Origin of the sequence: Pseudomonas quercus (assembly GCF_012033695.1) — a bacterium.
Lineage (GTDB): Bacteria > Pseudomonadota > Gammaproteobacteria > Pseudomonadales > Pseudomonadaceae > Aquipseudomonas > Aquipseudomonas quercus.
Window position 1 is genome coordinate 274,893 of the sequence record NZ_JAAVJI010000001.1, and the last position, 23,416, is coordinate 298,308.

3 protein-coding genes are annotated in these 23,416 nt (G+C 66.7%); all 3 read left to right on the forward strand.

Annotated elements, in window-relative coordinates:
• Positions 1 to 149: 149 nt before the first annotated feature.
• The 3 genes from HBH25_RS01270 to HBH25_RS01280 are packed head-to-tail and all read left to right on the forward strand — an operon-like array spanning position 150 to position 23,412.
• Positions 150 to 9,986, forward strand: a complete 9,837-nt coding sequence (locus tag HBH25_RS01270; RefSeq protein WP_168080701.1) for a non-ribosomal peptide synthetase — start codon at positions 150 to 152, stop codon at positions 9,984 to 9,986.
• Positions 9,983 to 14,104: a non-ribosomal peptide synthetase gene (locus HBH25_RS01275; RefSeq protein WP_168080703.1), complete on the forward strand. Its 4,122-nt coding sequence runs from the start codon at positions 9,983 to 9,985 to the stop codon at positions 14,102 to 14,104. Before HBH25_RS01270 ends, HBH25_RS01275 begins: the two co-directional genes overlap by 4 nt.
• Positions 14,101 to 23,412 carry a hybrid non-ribosomal peptide synthetase/type I polyketide synthase gene (locus tag HBH25_RS01280; RefSeq protein WP_168080705.1) on the forward strand — a complete coding sequence of 3,104 codons (9,312 nt, stop codon included), beginning with the start codon at positions 14,101 to 14,103 and terminating at the stop codon, positions 23,410 to 23,412. Before HBH25_RS01275 ends, HBH25_RS01280 begins: the two co-directional genes overlap by 4 nt.
• The last annotated feature ends 4 nt before the right edge of the window (positions 23,413 to 23,416 follow it).

Genomic DNA, 23,416 nt, shown 5'->3' on the forward strand with positions numbered 1-23,416 from the left:
GTCTCCAACCACCTTCCTACCCCCGCTCAGGTCTTGTACCGGCCGCATCGTCGCCTTGACACCCCTTTGCCGCTTGCCAAGCGGCACCCCTGAAGCACTGCCCCGATACGCCTAACAACAAACAACAATTGTTCTAGACGGGATACGCCATGCTCGACCGTTTTTCCTCGCGTGGGACATTGCTGTCCCGCACAGACACGCTCGCCCCTGAATCCACTGACCACGCCTTGACTGGCTCTCCGACCACGTGGCGTGAACGGCTTGCACAGGCACCGGTGGTGCTGAGCCTGCCCACGGATCACCCTCGGCCTGCTCAGCAAACCCGCAAGCGTGCAACCCTGGCGTTTACCGTGGAAGCGGCGCTGTGCTTGGGGCTGGAACAGCTCAGTCAGCGGCAGGGCGTCACACTGGGGGTTACCTTGCTGGCGGCCTGGGGCGCGTTGCTGGCGCGTTTGGCGGGGCAAACCGAGGTGGTGATAGCCACTGAGCCCAACGGTGAAAGCCATACCCTTGCAGTGCCGCTGTCAGTGGCGGGCAACCCGCAGGGGCCTGCGGTGGCTCAGATGCTGGCCCACGCGCGCGAGGCCGTTGCCCAGGCCGATCAACACCAGCGCATACCTTTCGATCAATGGGTCGGCGGGCTGGGCATCGGCCTCAGCCCGGCGTATGCCCCCCTGGCCCAGGCGGGTTTCCAATGGCGTGAGTCGGCCGGCACAGGTGTGGAGGAAGCGCAGGCAGGCCTGGACCTGAACCTGGCGGTGTCAAACGTTCATGCAGGCCTTGAGTGCCAGTTACGGTACAACGCAGCGCTGTTCACGCCCGCTACGGTGGAGCGCTTCGCGGGCTATTGGCGCACGCTATTGGCGGGCATGGTCGCCGAGCCGGACCGTTCAGTAATGGCGCTGACGCTGCTCGACAACGCCGAGTATCAACAGCAGGTGTATGCCGCCAATGCCCGGCAGCTACCCTTCGACGCGCACCTGTGCCTCCATGGGTTGTTCGAAGCCCAGGCGGCGCGCCAGCCCGACGCGGTGGCTGCGCGCTTCGGCGAGCAGGTGTTGAGCTACGGTGTGCTCAATGCCCAAGCCAACCGGTTGGCCCATTACCTGCGCAGCCTCGGTGTAGGGCCAGACACCCGTGTGGGGCTGTGCCTGGAGCGGTCCCTGGACATGCTGGTGGGCCTGTTGGCTGTGCTCAAGGCAGGGGGCGCCTATGTACCCATGGACCCCACCTACCCACAAGCGCGGCTGGCCCACATGCTGGCCGACAGTGCCGCGCCCGTGGTGCTGACCCAGCGCGCTGTCCGCCGCCCTCTAGAGAGCGCCTTGACGGGCGCCGAACTGGCGCCCGCGGTGCTTGACCTGGACGACACGCACCTGTGGGCGGGCCAGGCCACCACCAACCCCGACCCCCAGGCCGTAGGCCTGACTTCGCGCCATTTGGCCTATGTCATCTACACCTCCGGCTCCACTGGCACACCCAAAGGGGTGATGGTGGAGCATCAGGGCCTGGTGGCAGTCAGCGCGGCCTGGGCCGAGCTGTACCCTTTGGCGCAGCCACTGAACCATGTGCAAATGGCTGGTTTTTCTTTCGACGTGTTCAGTGCGGACGTGATCCGCTCACTGTGCTTTGGCGGCACGTTGATCATGTGCCCAGCCGCGACGCTGCTAGACCCACCCGCCTTGTACCAGCTGCTTGAAACCCAGCGCATCGGCTTTGCGGACTTCGTGCCTGCTGTGCTTAACCCCTTGCTGACTTGGCTGGAAGACAGCGGCCATGACCTGGCCTTCATGCGCACCCTGGTGTGTGGCTCGGATGTCTGGACGGCCCACAGTGCTGCCCGCCTGCGCCGGCTGTGCAGCCCCCAGGCCCAGATCGTGCAGGCCTATGGCGTGACCGAAGCCAGCATTGACAGTGCCTGCTATGAGGTAGGCCCAGCGGGGAGTGATGAGGGCGTGCTGCCCATCGGCCAGGCACTGCCCAATACCCGGTTATACGTGCTGGATGCCCTGGGCGCCCCTGTGCCCACTGGGGTCACGGGCGAGCTGTACATCGGTGGCGTGGGGGTGGCACGGGGTTACCTCAACCTCCCGGCTCTCACGGCCGAGCGGTTTGTCGACAACCCCTTCGTGCCCGGTGAGCGCCTCTACCGCAGTGGTGACCTGGCCCGCTGCCGCACCGATGGCAACCTGGAGTTTTTGGGCCGAAATGACTTTCAGGCCAAGCTGCGGGGGCTTCGCCTGGAGCTGGGCGACATTGAGGCTCAGCTGGCCCAGTTACCCGGCATCGCCCAGTGCCTGGTGGTGCTGCGCGAGGACACACCTGGCGAGCAGCGCCTGGTCGCCTATTACCGTGAGCGCGTGGGCGCCGGCTTGACCCCAGGCAGCTTGCGCCAGCAGTTGGCGGCTCAGCTGCCCGGTTACATGGTGCCCGCGGCCTACGTTGGCCTGGCGACCCTGCCCTTGACGGCCAACGGCAAGCTGGACCGCACAGCCTTGCCCATGCCAGGTGCCGAGGCGTTCGAACAACGGGCCTATGCCGCGCCTGAAGGCGAGCTGGAAACGGCCTTAGCTGCCATCTGGGCTGAGGTGCTAGGCACGGATCGCGTAGGCCGGGACGACCATTTCTTCGACCTGGGCGGCCATTCGCTGCTGGTCATGCGCGTGCTGGCTCATGTGCGGCAGCGCCTGCACGCGCAGGTCTCCCCAGCGGCCTTGTTCACTGCACCCACTTTGCAAGCATTCGCCCAGCAGGTGGCCGAGGGCTCGAGCACTGTGCAGGCGCAGGCCCACACCACGGCTACGATCCCCCGTATCGACGCCCAAGGCCCCCAACCCTTGTCCTCTGCCCAGGAGCGGCTGTGGTTCCTGGCCCAGTTGCAGGGTGGGAATGCGGCGTACCACATGCCCCTGAACCTGCGGTTACGTGGCGCTCTGCACCCGCCAGCCTTGGAAGCGGCCTTCGGGCAGTTGATCGCCCGTCATGAGGCCCTGCGTACGCGCTTCATCGCCGTCGAAGGGGAAGGGCGTCAGTGTGTCGAACCGGCAGCCGGGTTCACGTTGCCGCTGTTCGACCTGAGCGAACAGGCCGATGCCCCAGCGCAATTGCAGGCGCACATGGCCACGCACACGGATGCGCCGTTCGACCTGGCCCAGGGGCCGTTGCTTCGCGCCTGCCTGGTACGGCTGGCGGCCGACGAGCACGTGCTGTTGCTCACTCAGCACCACATCATCTCTGATGGCTGGTCAGTGGGTGTGCTCACACGGGAGCTGGGCCTGCTCTACGAAGCCGCCCTGGAGGGGCGCGAGGCTGACGTGGCGCCGCTGCCCTTGCGTTATGTGGATTACGCCGCCTGGCAACGGCAATGGCTCACCGGCAGCGAGCTTGAGCGCCAGGTGGCGTACTGGCGCCACGCGTTGGCCGGCGCACCGGTGCTGCTGGACCTGCCCACCGACCATAAGCGCCCACCGGCCCAGAATTTCCAGGGCGGCTTCGTACCGCTGGTTCTGGACCGGGCGCTGACTGCGCAGCTCAAGGCCTTGTGCAAGGCTCAGGGCGTCACCCTGTTCATGGCGTTGCTGGCAGGGTGGTCGCTGATGCTGGCGCGGCTGTCTGGCCAGGCGGACGTGGTGATCGGCGTGCCTTCGGCCAACCGCACGCAACCTGAGCTAGAAGGGCTGCTGGGGTTCTTCGTCAACACCCTGGCCCTGCGCATGACGCATGAGGGCACACCCTCTGTCCGTGAATGGCTGCACCAGGCGCGGCAGGTGGCGCTGGAAGCCCAGGCCCATCAGGTGCTGCCCTTCGAGCAGGTGGTGGAAGCGCTCAACCCACCGCGCAGCCTGGCCCATAGCCCTGTGTTCCAGGTGCTGTTCGCCTGGGAGCAGGATCAAGGCCCAGACCTGGCCCTGATGGGGCTGGAGGTCACCCCGATGGCCACAGAACACCGGGTGGCCAAGTTCGACCTGCAGTTGGCGCTGAGCGAACGCGACGGGCAGATTACCGGGGGCCTTGAGTACGCCTCCAGCCTGTTCGAGCCCGCCAGCGTTGTGCGCTTTGGCGACTGCCTCACACGCGTGCTGACACAGATGGTCGAGGACGCCCAGCGACCTGTGACTGCCCTGGACCTGCTCGGTGCCGAGCAGCGGCGCCAAGTGCTGTACGGGTGGAACGCTACCGAGGCGGAACCTGGCCGCAGCTGCCTGGATACCTTCGAGGCCGTGGCCGAGCAGGCCCCCGATGCGGTGGCGTTGATCGCAGGCCAGGCGCACTGGCGCTATGGGGAACTGGACCGTGCCGCCAACCGCCTGGCTCATCAGCTGGTGACCTTGGGCGTCGGCCCTGAACAGTGCGTGGGCATCAGCCTGGAGCGCTCGCCGGCCATGGTGATCGGGGTGCTGGCCATTCTCAAGGCGGGCGGGGCCTATGTGCCTTTCGACCCTGCTTACCCCCGTGACCGCCTGGCCTTCATGTTCAGCGACGCGGCACCCAAGGTGGTGCTGACCCAGGCCAGCCTGTGCGACCTGTTGCCCATCGATGACATCAGCGCCTCGGTTCAGGTGCTGTGCCTGGACCGTGATGCGAGCGCCTGGGCCCATCAGCCCGCCAGCCGCCCTGAGGTGGCCGTTGGGCCTGCCCACTTGGGGTATGTGCTCTACACCTCCGGCTCCACCGGCCAGCCCAAAGGCGTGGCCCATACCCGTGCCGCGCTGGATAACCTCATTGCCTGGCAACTGAGCCAGGCGCCTACGCCACCGCCCCGGCGCGTATTGCAGTTTGCGTCGCTGAACTTCGACGTGTCCTTCCAGGAAATTTTCAGCACCTTGTGCCAGGGCAGCACCTTGGTGCTGATGACCGAAGCCAGCCGCAAGGACCTGGCCGCACTGCCCAGCACCTTGGTCAGCGAAGGCGTGGAACGGGCCTTTTTGCCATTCGCCGTGCTGCAGCAACTGGCCGCGCTGGGCGACACCTTTGCGCCCGCAGCAGGGTGCGAGATCATCACTGCAGGCGAAGCCCTTCAGGTCAACGAGGGGTTGCGCACCTTTGTGCGTGGCTTGGGCGGCCGCTTCCTGCATAACCAGTACGGGCCCACTGAAACCCATGTGGTGAGCCAGTTCAGCCTGGCGTGCGAAGCGGCTGACAGCTGGCCCGAGTCACCCCCCATTGGAAGGCCCATCGCCAATGCGCGCTTGTACGTGCTTGATACTCGACTGGAGCCGGTGCCCATCGGGGTGGCCGGTGAGCTGTACATCGGCGGTGCCTGCTTGGCGCGGGGCTACCTTAACCGGCCTGACCTGACGGCCGAGCGTTTCCTGCCCGATCCGTTCAGCCACACCCCCGGCGCCCGGATGTACCGCAGTGGCGACTTGGCACGGTGGCTGGCCGACGGCAACGTGCAGTACCTGGGCCGCGTGGACCATCAAGTGAAGGTACGGGGCTTTCGTGTGGAGCTGGGCGAGATCGAAAGCCTGTTGCAACGCCAGCCAGGGGTGCGTGAAGCAGCCGTACTGCTGCGTGAGGATGTACCCGGCGACCCGCGCCTGGTGGCCTACGTGGTGGGAGACGTGGAAGGCCACACCCTGCGTGCCGCACTGGCGCAGCACCTGCCTGAGCCCATGCTGCCCGGCGCCTGGGTGCCCTTGGCACAGTTGCCACTGACCGGCAACGGCAAGGTGGATCGCCGTGCGCTTCCAGCGCCGGAGCGTGCGGCCGGGGCCGACTATGTGGCCCCCATCAATGAATGCGAACAGCAGATGGCGCAGATCTGGGCCGACGTGCTTAAGCGCGAGCGGGTAGGCCGGGAAGACCATTTCTTCGAGCTGGGTGGGCACTCGTTGCTGGCCACGCGCATGGTCTACGCCATCAACCAGCGCCTGGGCGGGCAGGTGGCCTTGAGCGACCTGTTCGAAGCCCCGGTCCTCAAGGACCTGGCCGCCCGCGTGGCCGCCCGCCCAGCGGGTGACGCCCACTTGGAGGCGACGTTCGAGCTGGTGCCAGACCCCGACAACCGCCATGCGCCGTTCCCCCTGACCGATATCCAGCAGGCCTATTGGTTCGGAAGAGAAGCCAGCGTTGGGTTGGGTGGGGTAAGTGCCCATGGTTATGAAGAACTGCGCATGCCCGGCCTTGACCTGGAGCGGTTCGAGCGCGCGTTGAACCAGATGATCCAGCGCCACGACATGCTGCGTGTGGTGTTTCGCAGCGACGGCACCCAACAGGTGCTGGCCGACGTGCCTGAGTACCGCCTGCCACGCCATGACCTGCGCGGGCTGCCCACCGAGGTGGCGCGGCAGGCCTTGGAAACCACGCGCCAGCGCCAGTCGCACCAGGTGCTGGACGCCAGCTGCTGGCCCCTGTTCGAGTTCGCCGTCACCCTGCTCGATGGCGGCATCACCCACCTGCACATCAGCTTGGACGCGCTGATTGTGGACGCCGCCAGCACCCAGATTCTGGCCCGTGAACTGATGGCATTCTATGCCAACCCTGCCTGCGCGCTGGCGCCGCCGGGCTTGACCTTCCGCGACTACGTGCTGGCCGAGCAGCACCTGCGCCAAGGCCCTCGCTACGACTGCGCCCTGGCGTACTGGCGGGAGCGTGCTGCCACCCTGGCGCCGGCGCCTGAGCTGCCCCAGGTACGGCAGCCCGAAAGCCTGATGAACCCGCATTTCACGCGGCGCGACCGGGCGCTATCGGCGGCCCAGTGGTCGCAGCTCAAAGCGGTGGCCAAGCAGTTCGCAGTCACCCCGTCGGTGATGCTGCTCACGGCATTCAGCCAGGTGCTGGCGCTGTGGAGCCGACAGCCGCGCTTTACCCTCAGCCTGCCCTTGTTCAACCGCCTGCCGCTGCACGCGGACGTGGATGCGATCATCGGCGACTTCACGTCCGTGGCCTTGCTGGAAGTTGCCATCGACGGCACGGCCAGCTTCAGCGACAACGCCCGGGGGGTTCAGGCGCGGTTGTGGCAAGCCATGGACCATGCGGTGGTGAGCGGGGTAAAGGTGCTGCGTGAGCTGTCCCAAGCCCGTGGCGTGCAACAGAGTGCATTGCCAGTGGTGTTTAACAGCACCTTGTCCGAGGCCGCTCCAGAACTGGCCGAATTCAACCTGGCAGACGCCCTGAACGCGACCCCCGTCCACAGCATCACCCAAACCCCCCAGGTGTGGCTGGACCATACCTTGCTGGAGCTGGAAGGGCGCCTGTTGTTCAACTGGGACAGCATCGACGAACTCTTGCCTCACGGCCTGATGGACGCGATGTTCTGCGCCTACAACCAGGTGCTCGATCAACTGGCCGATCCGACCAACTGGTCGGCCAGCACGCCTCACCTGTTGCCGGTGGCACGGCTGCCTGAGCCTGAAGCACTCCCGGCTGCCGGCCCGTTGATGCATGACCTGTTCGAGCAACAGGCCCTGCGCACGCCTGAAGCGCTGGCAGTGGCAGACCCTCTGCGGCTGTTGACCTATGCCCAGTTGCGCCAGGAGGCCCGGCACCTGGGGGCCCGTTTGCAGGCTGCAGGTGTGGCGCCAGGTGACCCGGTGGCCGTGACCATGGTACGGGGGTGGGAACAGGTCGCAGGCACACTGGGAATTCTCTATGCCGGTGCCGCCTACCTGCCGCTGGACCCTACGTTGCCGGCACAACGCAAGCACCAGATCTGCGAGCGGGCTGGGGTACGTTGGGTGGTGACGCAGCCGTGGTTACTGGACGAGCGGGACGGGTTGGAGGCGGTGTCGGTCATGGCCGTCACTCCGCTGAGTGGGGGCCACGACGACGTTCAAGGGCCGGCCTTGCAGCCGGTCTGCCTGACGCCGGAGGCCTTGGCCTATGTGATCTACACCTCGGGCTCCACTGGCCAGCCCAAAGGCGTGGCCATCGACCACCGGGGCGCGGTCAATACCCTGCTGGACATCAACCGGCGGTTTGCCGTGGGGCCTACGGACCGTGTGCTGGCCATTTCTTCCCTTAGCTTTGACCTGTCGGTGTATGACTTTTTCGGCACCCTGGCAACCGGCGCGGCCGTGGTGCTGCTAGACCCTCAACTGGCGCTGGACCCCGCCCATTGGCACGCGTTGATTCAGCAGCACGGGGTGACACTGTGGAACTCGGTGCCCGCCCTGTTCGGCATGTGGCTGGAGTACCTTGAAAGCGAGGGCGCTACGCCGCCGCCCAGCGTGCGCCTGGTGATGATGTCCGGTGACTGGATTCCCCTGGCCTTGCCACCGCGCGCCTGGGCCCTGAACCCTCAATGGCAGCTGATCAGCCTGGGTGGTGCCACCGAGGCGTCGATCTGGTCCATCTATTACCCCCTCCAGCGTATGGACCCCTCGTGGCGCAGCGTCCCCTATGGCAAGGCCCTCGACCATCAGCGCTTCTACGTGCTGGACGACGCGCTACAGGCCCGGCCAACCTGGGTACCTGGGCAGCTGTATATCGGGGGTATCGGCCTGGCCCAAGGGTACTGGCGAGACGAGGCGCTCAGTGCGGCCAGCTTCTTCCCTCACCCATTGACCGGGGAACGCCTGTACCGCACCGGTGACCTAGGGCGCCTGCTGCCCGATGGCAATATCGAGTTCCTGGGCCGCGAGGACAACCAGGTGAAGGTGCAGGGGTACCGCATCGAATTGGGCGAGATCGAAGCGGCGCTCAACCGCCACCCTGGGGTGGACAGCGCTGTGGTACGGGTACTGGGCCAGGCCTTGGAAGAAAAACGCCTGGCCGGTTATGTGCTCAGGGCCGACCCGTTGTTGCAGGCCACGGACCTGACCCAGTACCTGCGGGCCACCTTGGCGCCTTACATGGTGCCGCGCGCCTTCACCTTCGTGGAGGCCTGGCCCCTGTCAGCCAATGGCAAGGTAGACAAGAAACGCCTGCCCGAACCGGCCGCGGCGGCGTTCGAGGCTGAGCAGGGCGGTACTGCGCTGGCCGTGGAGGGCGAGGACGAGCAGCAACTGGTGGCTATTGTGCAGTCGGTGCTCAAGCAAGCCGCTATTGCAGCGGATGCCAACCTCCTCAGCCTAGGCGCCACTTCCATCGACATCGTGCGCATCAGCAACGCCCTGTCCAGCGCGTTGGGGTTCCGGCCCCACGTGGCCCAACTGCTGGCCCAACCCACTCTGCACCACCTGCTGGCGCTGTACCGGGCACGCCCGCTACAGGAGGCCGCAGCCGGGGCTACGCCGGCAGCCTTGCCCATCGTCGACACCGTGATCGAAGACCCCCAGCAGCGTGCCACCTTCAAGGCCGAGCAGCGCGGCCGACGCCGGTTCGAGGGGAGCCCGGAGGGGATAGCCTTGGGGTTGCCCGCTACGGCGGACTTCGCTCAGCGTTACAGCCACTACCGCTCCGTGCGCCAGTACGCACAACAGCCCGTAGCCCCCCAGGCCTTGGCCGGGCTGCTGGCGCCGCTGGCCCAAGGCCGCCTGAACGAGGCGGTGAAGTATCAGTTCCCGTCTGCCGGTGGGTTGTACCCCTTACAGGCGTACCTGTACCTCAAGCCGGGGCGGGTGGAAGGCATCGAAGGCGGTGCGTACTACTACGACCCCTGCGGCCACCGGCTGATGGCCGTGAACCCCGGCACCCTTGACCCTGATGTGTACGACTATTTCGTCAACCGCCCGGTGTATGACGGTGCCGCCTTCGCGCTGTTCCTGATCGCCGACATGGCCGCGATCAGCCCCCTGTACGGCGCACGCAGCCGTGACTTCTGCCACATCGAGGCCGGGGCCATGACCCAGTTGCTCATCATGGCCGCCGCCGACCAGGGCTTGGGGCTTTGCGGCATCGGTAGCCTGGAGGAGGGCAGCCTGGCGCCACTGTTCGCCCTGAGCCCCAGCCACCAGTTGATCTACTCGATGGTGGGGGGCGTGCGCGGCACCGAGCCGCCAACGGCAACCCGGATAGAAACCTTCATGCCATCCACCCCAACCACAACGCCGGCCCCGACCCTGCCCAGCGACGACAGCGAGATGGAGGAGATCGAGCTATGAACCCCACGCAATTGCTGGAACGTTTTGCCCAACACGGCGCTACCTTGCAGGTGGATGGTGACACCTTGCGCTGCAAGGCCCACAAAGGCTTCCTGGACGACGCCACCCGCGCCTTGCTCAAAACCCACAAGGCTGCCCTGATGGCGTTGCTCACCGCTCAGCATGAGCACGTGATTACGCCCCGTGAAGGGCCAGGGCCTTACCCGCTGTCATTCTCACAACGGCAGTTATGGTTCCTGGATCAGCTGGAGCCGGGCAACCCGTTCTATAACGTGCCCACCGCTGTGAAGCTCGAAGGCGCACTGGACGCGCCGTTGCTGGCCCGTGCCCTCAACACCTTGGTGAGCCGGCACGAAAGCCTGCGCACCACGTTCCAGGCGGTGGGCGGGGAACCCTGCCAAGTGGTGCATGCGCAGTTGCCATTGGCCATGCCCGTGATCGACCTGCGCGACCTACCACCCGCCGAACGAGAACAGGCGGTGGCACGCCGGGTCAGCCAGGCAGCCAAGGCGCCGTTCGACCTGGCCACCGGCCCGCTGTTGCGCGCCTCACTGCTATGGCTGGCGGACACCCAGTACCTGTGGCTGTACACGGTTCACCACATCATTGCCGATGGCTGGTCCATGGGCCTGCTGTTGCAGGAAACTGCTCAGGTATACAGCGCGCTGGCCGCTGGCACCGCCCCCCAGCTGCCAACCTTGCCGGTACAGTACGCCGATTACGCCACCTGGCAGCAGCAACGGCTGCGCGGCCCCGCGTTGGAACTGCACCTGGCGTACTGGCGCCAGGCCCTGGCCGACGCGCCCGCGCTGTCCACGGTGCCCAGTGACCGCCCGCGGCCACAAGTGCAGGGGTACGCTGGCGCCACCTTCAGCAGCAGCCTGAGCCCCAGCCTGCTGCGTGACCTCAATGCCCTGGCTTTTAACACCCAAGGCACCCTGTTCACCGTGTTGATGGGGGCATTGGCTGTGCTGCTGTGGCGGTACAGCGGCCAGGCGGACCTGTGTATCGGCACGCCCTTTGCCAACCGCGGCCGTGCCGAGCTGGAGCCGCTGATCGGGCATTTCGTGAATACCCTGGTGATTCGCCAGCGCCTGGCACCGGAGCAGGCCTTCACCGAGGTGCTGCGTGCCTTGCGCCAGCAGATGCTGGAGGTGCACAGCCACCAGGAAGTACCCCTGGAACGGGTGGTGGAAGCGGTGAACCCACCGAGGGACCCGGGCTACTCGCCGCTGTTCCAGGTGATGATGGTGCTGCAGAACACCCCAGGTGGGGATGTGACGCTCCCCGGGGTGCACATGGCACCGCACCTCACTGGCAGCGCCACGGCCAAGTTTGACCTGGCCTTCGAGTGGGCTCCGCGCGAGGGGGGCCTCAATCTGCTGGTGGAGTACAACACCGACCTGTACGACGCCCCCACGGTCGAGCGGCTGGCCCGGCATTACAGCCAGTTGCTGGCCGACATCGTGACCGACCCCAAGCGGCCCATTGGGGCGCTCTCGGTGCTATCGCCTGCCGAACGCGAGCAGATGCTGGTGGGCTGGAACCACACTACGCCCCTGTCACAGCCTGCCGGTTGCGTGCACCGCCTGGTCGAAACCCAGGCCGCCCGCGTGCCTGCTGCCATAGCCGTGCAGTATGAAGGCCAGGCCCTTAGCTATGAGGCACTGAACACCCAAGCCAACCGACTGGCCCGCTACCTCACAACATTAGGCGTTGGCCCGGACGTTCGCGTGGCCGTGTGCATTGAGCGGTCACTGGCCTTGCCCGTGGCGTTGCTGGCGGTACTCAAGGCGGGCGGGGCCTATGTGCCCCTGGACCCGGACTATCCGGCGGCCCGCCTGCGCCACATGCTCACGGACAGTGCCCCGGCGGTGGTCTTGACCCTGGGCAGCGCCGAGCCGGTGCTGAACGCGGCGCTGGACGGAGCAGGCGTTACCGCGCCAGTACTGCATTTGGTTCGGGACGCGGCCGCCTGGGCCGAACTGCCTTGCCATGACCTAGACCCCAGCGAAGCCCCGGTAGGCCCCGATCACTTGGTTTATGTGATTTACACCTCTGGCACCACCGGCGTGCCCAAGGGCGTGATGGTGGCCCACCGTGGCCTGAGCAACCTGCTGCTGTGGTGCCTGCGCCAGTGCGGCGAAGCCGGCGCCATGCTGCACAAGATCCCCTTCGGCTTCGATGCCTCCGCCTGGGAAACCTTCTGGCCCCTGGCTACCGGCGGCCGCCTGGTGATCGCCCGCCCTGGGGGCCATATGGAGCCGGCCTACCTGGCCAACACCGTACGCGAACACAACGTGACCACACTGGTGTTCGTGCCGGCCATGTTGCAGCTGTTTCTGGAGGAGCCCGAGGTCAGCCACTGCACGGCACTGCGCAACGTATTCAGCGGCGGGGGTGAGCTGTCTCCTGCACTGGCACGGCGGTTCCGCGAACAGCTGCCCCAGGCGCGACTGCACAATGTCTATGGGCCTACTGAAACCACGGTCATCAACAGCGTATGGACACTGGAACCCGGCGCACCGGTGCCCGCCTGGCAAGTGCCCATTGGCCGGCCCATTCCCAACAACCGTTTTTACGTACTGGACGAGCAGGGTGCGCCGTTGCCACCGGGCGTGGCGGGGCACTTGCACATTGGCGGTGTTGGGGTGGCCCGAGGTTACCTGGGGCTGACGCAACTCACCGCCGAGCGGTTTATCGACAACCCCTTTGTACCGGGTGACCGGTTGTACCGCAGCGGTGACCTGGCCCGTTACCTGCCAGACGGCCAACTGGTGTTCCTGGGCCGTAACGACTTCCAGGTCAAGCTGCGAGGTGTGCGCCTGGAACTAGGTGAAATCGAAGCGCGCCTGGAGGCCTTCCCAGGTGTTCGTGCAGCGGTGGTGCTGATGCTGGGGGAGACGGCCATGGACCAGCGCCTGGTGGCCTGCTGCGCCACCCCAACCGCCGTAGACCCGGCGGCCGTTCAGGCGCACCTGGCGCTCACCCTGCCCATGGCTGTACTGCCTCAGCGTTACCTGTGGCTCGACACCTTGCCGCTGACCGCCAACGGCAAGGTTGACCGCAGCGCCCTGGCGGTGCTGGCCGAAGATGACCTGGCCAACCGCCCGGTCAACCTGGCCAGCCCCCGGGACCATGTGGAGCTCACCCTCTATGGCATCTGGCGCGACCTGCTGCTGGCGCCGCAGATCGGCATTGGCGATAACTTCTTCAGCGTGGGGGGCACCTCCATCGCCGCCATCAAGATGGCCCACCAGATGGCCGAAACGTTTGGTGTGGAGGTGCCGGTGCGGGTGGTGTTCAGCCATCCCACCATCGAAGCCCTGGGCGGGTGGCTGCGCACGGGCGCCCGTTTGCCTGCGGTACAGAGCAACCTGATCGAATTCCGGGCCGCCACCGAGGCCCCCTCTGTGGTGTGCATTCATCCCGCGGGCGGCACCGCGTTCTGCTACCTGTCGTTGGCCAAGGTGCTGCCTGCTCATACCGGGGTGTATGGCGTGCAAGCCCCTGGCCTCAACCCTGGCGAGGCTGCCGAACCTACCGTCGAGGCCATGGCCGAGGCTTACCTGCGCCTGATCGAGCCGCTGCTGCACCGCCCCGTGGTGCTCACTGGGCTGTCGTTCGGCGGGTTGGTGGCCTATGAAATGGCACGGCGGCTGGAGGCGGCGGGCCAGGCTCACGTCAGCCTGGTGCTCCTCGACACGCGGGGGTCGGACGACCCTGGGTTCCGCGACCAGATCGGCACCGTGGACATGGCCGAGTTCCGGGACAAGCTGGTGCGCTTCAACGGGATGTACCCCGGTATCGAAGATGCCCAGATCGAGCGTTATTTCCAGCTCTACAACCATAACCGCCTGGCCATGGCCGCCTACCCATGCCAGCCCCAGGCCGGGCGAGTAGTGCTGATACAGGCCAAGGAAGATTTCAGCCGCGCGCAGCTTAAAACGCTGCGCGGCTTCTGGCGCCGGCATGCCCGCACCTACGTGGCCAAGCTGGTCAATGGCGGCCATTGGGACATGCTTGAAAGCAGCGAAATCCAGCGGGTATCCACGATCATCGGCGCCGAGCTGCACCGCCTGGCGGCCTTCCAGACCCAGCCCCAGGAGGCCGTATGACAGGCTTGCACGCTGCACCCTCACGCTCGCACGCTAACCTGCTGGGGCGTTTCGCCGAGCAGGTCAGGCACCAGCCCGACGCCCTGGCGGTGATCGATCCGGCAGGTAACCTCACCTATGGCCAGTTGGCCCAAAGCAGCGACCGTATTGCCCGCAACCTTCAAGCGCAGGGCGTGACCCGTGGCCAGGCCATTGCCCTGGCACTGCCGCGGAGCTGGCAGTGGGTAGCTGCCATTCTAGGGGCCCTCAAGGCGGGCGCCACGGTGGTGCCGCTGGACACCGCCAGCCCTCCGGAACGCCGTGAACGGATGCTGGCCGATGCCGCCTGTATCGGGCTGCTTGGCCTTGACGAGGTGCCCACCGAGCCCTTGCCGCCGGGTGTCTGGTACCTGGGCATGGACGCTTTGTTGGACGCTCCGGCGGACCCGCCTGTGCCGGTGCCAGAAGGGTTTGCCGAGGTAATGTTCCTGTTCTACACCTCCGGCAGCACTGGCACGCCCAAGGCCGTGGAGGTGGGCGAGCGTGGCCTGCTTCGGCTGGCCGCCCCAGCGGGGTATATCCAGATCAACCCGGGCGACCGTTTCGCCTGCGTGTCCAACCCTGCTTTCGATGCGTGCAGCTTCGAGCTGTGGGCGCCGCTGCTCAATGGCGGTGCGTGCGTGATCATCACCGAACAGGCCCTGCTGGACGCCCATTGCCTGGCCGATACCCTGAACGCCCACGGCGTGCACACCTTGTTTGTGACGGTTGCACTGTTCAATACCCTCACGGCTGAGTGGCCGGGTTGTTTTGCGGGCCAGCGGCAGGTGCTGATCGGGGGCGAGCAAGTGAGCGCTGCTGCCGTCAAGGCGTGGTACGCGGCCAACCCCCACAGCACGTGCCAGCTGTTCAACGCTTACGGCCCCACTGAATGCACCACCTTCGCCCTGTGCTACCCCATCCCCCGTGCCTTCAACGGCAGCACCGTGCCCATCGGCTGGCCGCTCCCTGAAACGGGGCTGCAGGTGCTGGACACCCACGGGCAGCCCGTGGCACCGGGTGAGGCAGGCGAGCTGTACCTGTCAGGTAGCGGCCTTGCACGCGGCTACCGCTTGCGCCCGGCGGAAACCGCCCAGGCCTTCGTTGAGCGGGCAACTCCTGGCGGTGATGCCGAGCGGCTGTACCGCACCGGTGACCAGGTGCGCATAGGCGACGACGGTGCGGTGCACTATGTGGGCCGGCTGGACCGCCAGGTGAAAGTACGCGGGTTCCGTATCGAACCTGGGGAAATCGAGCAGTGCCTGGAGGCGTGCCCAGGTGTGGCACAGGCGTATGTGTGCACCCAGCGCCAGGCGGCCGAGGATCATCACGTGCTGGCCTTTGTGGTGCCCAACGAGGAGGCATTGACCTATGCCAGTTTTACGGCCCACGTGCGTGCGCACCTGGCGCCCTACATGCGGCCTCACCGGGTGTACACGCTGGCGAGCCTGCCCTTGACCGCCAATGGCAAGGTAGACCGTACCGCTTTGCTGGCACAGGCGGTAACGCCCTGGCACGAACACACGGCCGGCCCAGGCGTGGCGGCAGTGTCGCTGGACCTGACCTTTCCGCTTGGCTGGTTGCTTGACCAGGCACAACAGCGCCTGTCACAGCCCGCGTTGGGGCCTGAGGACGACTGGCTGGGCAGCGGTGGGGACTCGCTCAGCGCCTTGCGCCTGCGCTCAGCCATTCGCGATCGCTGGGAGCGGGACCTGCCCATCACCGCCCTGCTGAGCGAACCCTTCACCGCCTTGGCCGCTCGCCTGGCACCTCAGGCTGACATACGGGAAACGGGCTACCCACCACCACCCGTGGCACAGGGCGCCACCCTAGCACCGGCCAGTGCCGAGCAACGGCGCCTGTGGCTGATCCAGCAGCGTTACCCCGACTCTACGGCCTATCACGTGCCTTTGGCCTTGCGCTTGTGCGCCAACCTCGACCTGATAGCCCTGGAACAGGCCCTCAACCTGTTGGTACAGACCCAGCCCGCGCTGCGTACGTATTTTGCGCAAGGTGAGGAGGGGCTGGACCAAGTGGTGGCCGAGCAGGGCGCCGTGTGCCAGCGTCTGGCCGCTGGGCGGTTTACCGAGAGCAATTGGCCGGCCTTTGCCCGCCTGGTGTTTGGCACGCCCTTCGATCTGGCCCAACCCACCCTGTTCCAAGCCTACCTGTTACCCGTGGCTGACGGCCGCCCTGTGCTGCTGTTGCACGTGCACCATATCCTGGTGGACGGCTGGTCTTTGAACCTACTGTTCGAGGCGCTGGCAGGCGTGTATCAGCAGGTGCTGGCTGGCCGTCCGCACCTGTCGCCTCGCCCCGCGCCATCACTTAGCACCCTGGAATTTGCCCAGTGGCAACAGCGCTGGCAGGCCACTGAGACTTATCAGACGCAGCGTCAGGCCTTGGCTCAGTGGCAACGGCGGCAACCGGCACCTTCGCCTGCCTTGATACCCCTGCACGGCGACGGCCCTACGGCGGTGCTGCTGCGCCAGCCGCTGGGGGCGTCACGCAGTGCTGCGCTGGAAGGGTTCTGTGCCCGCCACCGCATGACCCGCTACGAAGTGCTGCTGGCTGTGTTTTCCTGGAGCCTTTATGCCGTGGCCGGTACCCGGCGCCCACGTGTGGCCAGCCCCGTGGCGAACCGGCCGTTGGCCGCATTCGAACCCGTGGTGGGCATGCTGGCCAATACCGTGCTGGTGCCCCATGACCTGGACCCTGAGCTGGCCTTGAGCGAGCAGTTGCGCCGCGGCGTCGCCACATCGCGCCAGGTGATGGCCTTGCAGGACGTGATGCTGGGGGACCTGGTCGAGGACCTGGCCGGTGACACCCGGGCGGGCGCCAGCGAGCCGCTGTTCGACTTCATGTTCGTAATGGAGAACACTGACTACGCCGTGTTGGACGCGGGCAGTTCCAGCCTTGGTGCTACCTTGGCATTTCCCGCTGCGCTGCATGCCAAGTGCCCGCTGACGCTCACCGTGGTTGGGCAGGGCACTCACCTGGAAAGCTGGTGGGAGTACCAGTGCAGCTACTTTGATGCCGCCCAAGTACAGGCCTTGGACGCCCAGTTACACCACGGGCTGGACCAGTTGCTACACGCGCCCCACAGCCGCCTGGGCGACCTGATAGGCCCGTACCGCCAGGGGCTGCCAGCGGCCAGCGAAGGCAAGGCGCAGGCCGCCCCCTTCAGCCATGTGGCCGATTGGTTTGCCTACCAGGCCCAGGCCACCCCGCACGCGCTGGCTATCGTCAGCCGTACCGAGCAGGTCACCTACGCGCGCCTTGACCAGTTGGCAGACACCTTGGCTGCGCGATTGCTGCGCCAATGCCCATTGCCGTCCGACGCCGCTGCACCTGCCCCTGTGGTGGTGCTGCTGGAAGCGTCCTTGGAACATGTAGTCACGCTGTTGGCCCTGGCCCGGCTCAACCTGACGGCCGTGCCCCTGGACCCGGCCTACCCAGTGGCCGCCCAGCGGCAAGTGCTGGCGCAGGCGCAGGCGTGTTGCGTGCTCTATAGCGCCGCCACTGAGGCCGCCTTGGCCGCCCTGGGCCCCGTACCCTGCCCAAGCCTGTCCGTGGACCTGAGCGCCCCGGCCGAGGCGTTCCAGCGTTCGGGTGAGGGTGCCACTCGGCCCCTGTATACCCTGTTCACCTCCGGCTCCACCGGCACCCCCAAAGGGGTGCAAGTGGCCCACTACACCCTGTGCAACCTGTTGCACTGGCAGCAGGGCGAGGGCGGGCTGGGCGCCGCAGCGGCCACCTTGCAGTTCTCCATGCTCTCGTTCGACGTGTCGTTCCAAGAGGTGTTCAGCACCCTGTGCGGCGGCGGGTGCTACCACCTCATTACCCCGCGCTGGCGGCAAGACGCCGAGGCGTTGCTCACGTACTTGGTAGAGGCCCGTATCGAGCGCCTCTTCCTGCCGTGCGTGGCCTTGCAGCACCTGGCCCAGACCGCCGTGAGGCGCGGCCTATACCCCACAGCCTTGCGTGAGGTCATCACCGCGGGCGAGCAACTGCTGTGCAACGAACCGCTGCGCACGTGGTTCAGCGGCCTGCCGCACGCCAGGCTGTTCAACCATTACGGCCCCACGGAAACCCATGTGATCAGCGCCTGGCGCCTAACCGGCCCAGCCCGTGACTGGCCCCTGCGCGCGCCCATCGGGCAGGCCGTGGCTAACGCGCGCCTGATCCTGGTGGATGCCAAGGACCGCCCCGTGCCACCCGGGAGGCGTGGGCAGTTGCTGGTTTCGGGCCCCATGGTGTCCGCCTGTTATCTGAATGCCCCTGACCTCAACGCCAGCCGTTTCATCAGGCGGGAGGGGCGTGACGGGGTGGATAGCCTGTACTACCGCACCGGCGACCTGGCCTGGGCCGATGCCCACGGGTGCTTGCACTACGTGGGCCGTGATGATCAGCAGATCAAGCTCAGTGGCCACCGCCTGGAGCTGGGGCAGGTGGAAGCTGCGTTGATGCACGCCCCAGGCGTGGTTAACGCCGTGGTGGCCCTGTACGGCGAGCCGGCCCGGCTCACGGCCTACCTGCAAGTGGAGAATGACGCCACCACAGCACAGGCGCTAGACCTTCATGTGGCTCGGCACCTGCCGGCCCAGGTACGCATTGATCAGTACCGGCGACTGGCACACTGGCCCCGCACACCCAGCGGCAAGGTGGACCGCAAGGCCTTGGCAGGGCTGGGTGAGGTGATGGCACACGACCCGGCCCAAGGCCGCGTTGCCTCGCCGCCCACGAACGCGACAGCCTTGGAACAACAGTTGATCGCGCTGTTCCAGGATGTGGTGGGCCGTGACATCGGCCTGCACGAGACCTTCTTCGAAGCCGGTGCCACCAGCCTGGGCCTGATGCGCCTGCAAGCGCGCTGCAACCAGGTACTGCTCACACCCGTGGCCATGGCCGACCTGTTCGAACACGTGACCATACGGCGCCTGGCTGCTCACCTGAACGCTACCCAGGCGCCCAGCCTGGCCGAGCAGCCCGCTGCTGCGCAGGCTGTGCCCGGCGCGCAACCGCTGGCCATTATCGGCATGGCGGTTAACGTGGCCGGTGCGCCAAACCTGGCCGCGTTCTGGGACATGGTGCGCTCGGGTACGCTGGGTATCGAGCACTTCACCGCCCCAGAAGGCTATGTGGGTGCCCGCAGCCAACTGGACGGAATGTTGGCCTTCGACCCTGAGTACTTTGGCATCAGCCGCCAGGAAGCCCGGTTGATGGACCCTCAGCAGCGGCACCTGCTCATGGCCTGCGTGCAGGCCCTGGAACACGCCGGTATGGTGCCAGGGGACGCGCAGCGCATCGGCCTGATCGCCAGCGGCGGCGAAGCCACCTATTTCCAGCAGATGCTGAAGCAGGCCGGCCCCGGGGATTTGCCCGATGGTTTTCAGATGGCCTTGCACCACGACAAGGACTACCTGGCCACCAAGGCCGCCTACCACCTGGGGCTGACCGGGCCGGCCATGAGCGTACAGGCGGCCTGCGGCGGTTCCCTGATCGCCACCCACCTGGCCAGCGCGCTCCTGCGCCAGGGCGATGCCGATGTGATGCTGGCCGCCGGGGTGCTGATCGACCCCACGCTGGTAGACGGCTACCGTTACCGGCCTCAGCATATTTTCTCCAAGGATGGGCTGTGTCGGCCGTTCAGCGAAGACGCCAGCGGCACCATCGGCGCCAGCGGCTACGGGGTAGTGGTGCTCAAGCCACTGGCCCAGGCCCAGGCTGATGGAGACCGGGTGTACGGTGTGCTGGAAGCCACTGCACTGAACAACGATGGGCACGGCAAGATGAGCTACACCGCCCCCTCCGTGGCCGGCCAGCGCGGGGTGATCCGCGAGGCGCTGCACCGTGCGGGTGTGAGCGGTGCCGACATCGGCTATGTAGAAGCCCACGGCACCGGCACCTTGTTGGGCGACCCCGTAGAGGTGGCGGCGCTGCGTTCAGCCTTCGGCGCTGCACCGGTGGGGCACTGCGCCCTGGCGTCTGTGAAGAGCCAGATCGGCCACTTGGGGGCGGCGGCCGGCGTGGTAGGGCTGATCCGTGCCACGCTGGCTGTGTATCACGGCCTGATACCGCCCAACCTGGGGTTCTCGCGGCTCAACCCCCAGGTGGACATGGACGGCTCGCCGTTTTATGTGCCGACCGAGGCACGGGCATGGGCGGGCACCCAGCGGCGCCTGGCGGGTGTCAGCAGTTTCGGCATCGGCGGCACCAACGCCCATGCCATTGTGGGGCAGCCTCCCGAAGCTACACCCATGGCTGCTTCACTGGATGTAGTGCCCTGCCTGGTGGTGTCAGCCCATAGCCGCACAGCGTTGCTGCGCGACCTCGATGCATTGGAGGCCTATGTACGTGCCCACCCGGAGTGCCAGGGCGCGCTGATGCAGTACTTGCACAAAGGCCGACCTGCCCAGCGCTGGCGTGTGGCGGCCGAGCATATACCAGGGCACCCCTGGCCTCAGTTCACGGACGTGCGCGAGGTGATGCCCACGGGCACACGGGTGAACAGCACCGATTTCACCCCGGCTGAACTGGTCGCCGCCTGGTACGCCGGGGCCAGCATCGAGTGGCCTGGGCATGCGGCGCCGCCGCCCTGGGACCTGCCGCCCTCAAGCTTTGACCTGGAGGACTACCGCTTCAAGGCATCGGCCGCGTCTGAGCCGGGCGAGCCTGTGTCAACGGATGGCGCACCCAGCCGGTTACCGCTGTCGGCCTGGTTCTACCAGCGCCAGTGGCAACGGGTATGTCGCCTGGCTCCCCAGGCCCCTGAGGGCCGGCGACCGCTGCTGGTGGTGTGCGCGGCTGAACCCCTGGCGCCTTCACTCAGGGTTGAACTACAGGCGGTGTATCAACGTGTGGTGCAGGCCTGCCCTGGCGCTACCTTCGAGGCGGTCGACGCCGATGACTATCGCTTCGATCCCGCGAACCCGCAGGCGGTGACTGACCTGCTCGATGCCCTGGCGCTGACGCCCGGTACTCCTCTGGATTGGCTGCATGCCTTGCCCATGTGTGTGACCGGTGCGGTAGGCGAAACCAGCCTGGCCGCCGCTCAGTGGGCGTGCCTGGATACGCCGAGTGCGCTGCTTCAAAGCTGGGGCCAGCAGGCTCGGCAAGCACACCTGCGCCTGTGGTTCATGTCCTGGCAGGCCTGCCCGGTGGACGGGCAGGTCGCTCGGCCGGAGCTGGCCGCCCTGGCGGGCCCCAACGAAGTGATCCCCCAGGAATACGCGGTACGCTGCCACTGGGTGGACTGGCCCACCGAGCACCTCGCAGACCACGGCCCGGCACTGGCCACGCTGCTGTCGGCCCCTGAATCACGGCCGCGCCGCATGGCAGTGCGTAACGGTTACCTGTGGCAGCCACGCCTAGTGCCTAGCCCGTTACCTGCCGGTGCGCCTTCTGCCCACGCGTTGCCTCAGGCGGGCACCTTCCTGGTGCTCGGTGGCAGTGGGGGTATCGGCATGAGCTTGTGCCAGTACCTGCTTCGCGAGCCCGGCCGGCGCGTGATCCTGCTGTCCCGCGAGGGCCAGGTTCCGGCGGCTCTGGTGTGCCATGGGTCGCGCGTAGAGGCGTTGAAGGCTGACCTGGGCGACCTTGCACGCTGGCCTCAGGTGCTGGACACCCTGGGGCAGCGTGAGGAAACCCTGGCTGCCGTGATCCATGCGGCGGGCGTAGGTGCGGGCAGCCTTATCCGCCTGCGGGACCCGGTGCATATGCGCAATGCCATGGCGGCCAAGACGCACGGCGTGCTGGCCGTGGAGGCTTTGATTGCACGGTTTGCGCCCCAGGCCGTGGTGTACTGCTCGTCCATGTCCGCGCTGTTGGGTGGGGTGGGGCACCTGGACTACGCCGCCACCAATGCGCTGCTCGACGGCTTCGCCCATTACCAGGCACCGGAGGATGCAGGCTCCCATCGGCTGTGCATTGACTGGGACATCTGGCGCGAGGTGGGCATGGCCGTGGGCGCCAGCACTAGCGATGCCGCCCACCAGCAACACCTGACGGTGGGGCTGTCGGTGGAAGAGGGGTGTGAGGTGTTCGAGCGGGCGATGGCTGCGGGGCTGCCCCAGGTGCTGGTGTCCACCACAGCCTTGGAAGTAGCACGGCGGTTCTATCCTTCGCGGCCAGTGTCCATGGCTGCACCGGCGCAGGTCGAGCAGGGTCTACCCGGCGCTGCCAGCGACGCTGAGCCTTCACAGCCTAGCCAGGGCGACGCAGTGGCGCTCCGGTTGCACGGGTGCCTGTGCCAGTGGCTGGGCGTGGACGATTTGGCCGAGGACGCCAACCTGTATGAGCTGGGGGCCGATTCGCTGACCTTGCTGGACCTGATCGACGAACTTCAGAGCGCCACGGGGGAAACGTTCCAGTTGTCCCAGTTCAGCCCCCAGGTCAGCCTAGGTGAAGTGCTAGCGCTGGTCTCCGCCGCCCATGGGCAGGTGGCGCCCACGGTACAGGAGGGCTGGGATCATGCGGTACTGCTCGACCCTTGGCAGGCCGGAGACGGCCGGCAGTGGCTGTACCTGGTGCACCCGGTAGGCGGTGATGTGCAGGCCTACCGGGAGCTGGTAGCCAACCTGGACCCTGCCCTTGGCGTATGCGTGATCGCTGACCCGGCGCTGCGCTTGCCCGAGCTGCCCGCAATCAGCCTGGAGGAACGGGCGCGGGTTTACTTGGCTGCTATCCAGGCCCGCCATCCCCAGGGGGCCACCTGGCAAGTGGCAGGGTGGTCCTTCGGCGCTTGGGTGGCCCAGGCGCTGTGTGCCCAGGCAGCCGAGGCAGGGTTCACGCCGTCGGGCCTGTACCTGATCGACCCACCCGCACCGGACGCTGGTAAGGAACTGGCTACCATTGATGAACACAGCATCGAACAGGTGTTCCAGCGCGAATTCGCGCTGCGCTGGCCGGGCACGGGCGAGAGCACCTTGCCCGCGGACCTGCAGGCGTACCTGGCGCGGCTGACCCAGTGCTGCCGCAACAACATCGCCAGCATGGCAGGCTTCGTGCCGCCACGGCTGGCGACCACGCCGGTACAGGTGTTCATGGCCTCTCAACCCAACCCCTATGGCATCGGTACGGCGTGGGCACCGGAGGCACTCAAGGCCGCCTGGCAAGCGTTGCTGCCGCGCCTGGAGGGCTGGCAGCCCATGGCCACCGACCACTACGGCATCGTGGCAGGCCCCTGGGTACAGCGCATCGCCCAGGCCATCAGCCGCCAGCACCTCGTCGACACACCTGTTCAAGAACGCCCGTTTAGTGGCAACTCTATTTTCCATTCCCACAGGTAAGCCA

Excerpts from the sequence above, each read along its gene's own strand:
- HBH25_RS01280 (WP_168080705.1), top strand. The coding sequence starts at position 14,101 with ATGACAGGCTTGCACGCTGCACCCTCACGCTCGCACGCTAACCTGCTG.
- HBH25_RS01270 (WP_168080701.1), top strand. The coding sequence starts at position 150 with ATGCTCGACCGTTTTTCCTCGCGTGGGACATTGCTGTCCCGCACAGAC.
- HBH25_RS01275 (WP_168080703.1), top strand. The coding sequence starts at position 9,983 with ATGAACCCCACGCAATTGCTGGAACGTTTTGCCCAACACGGCGCTACC.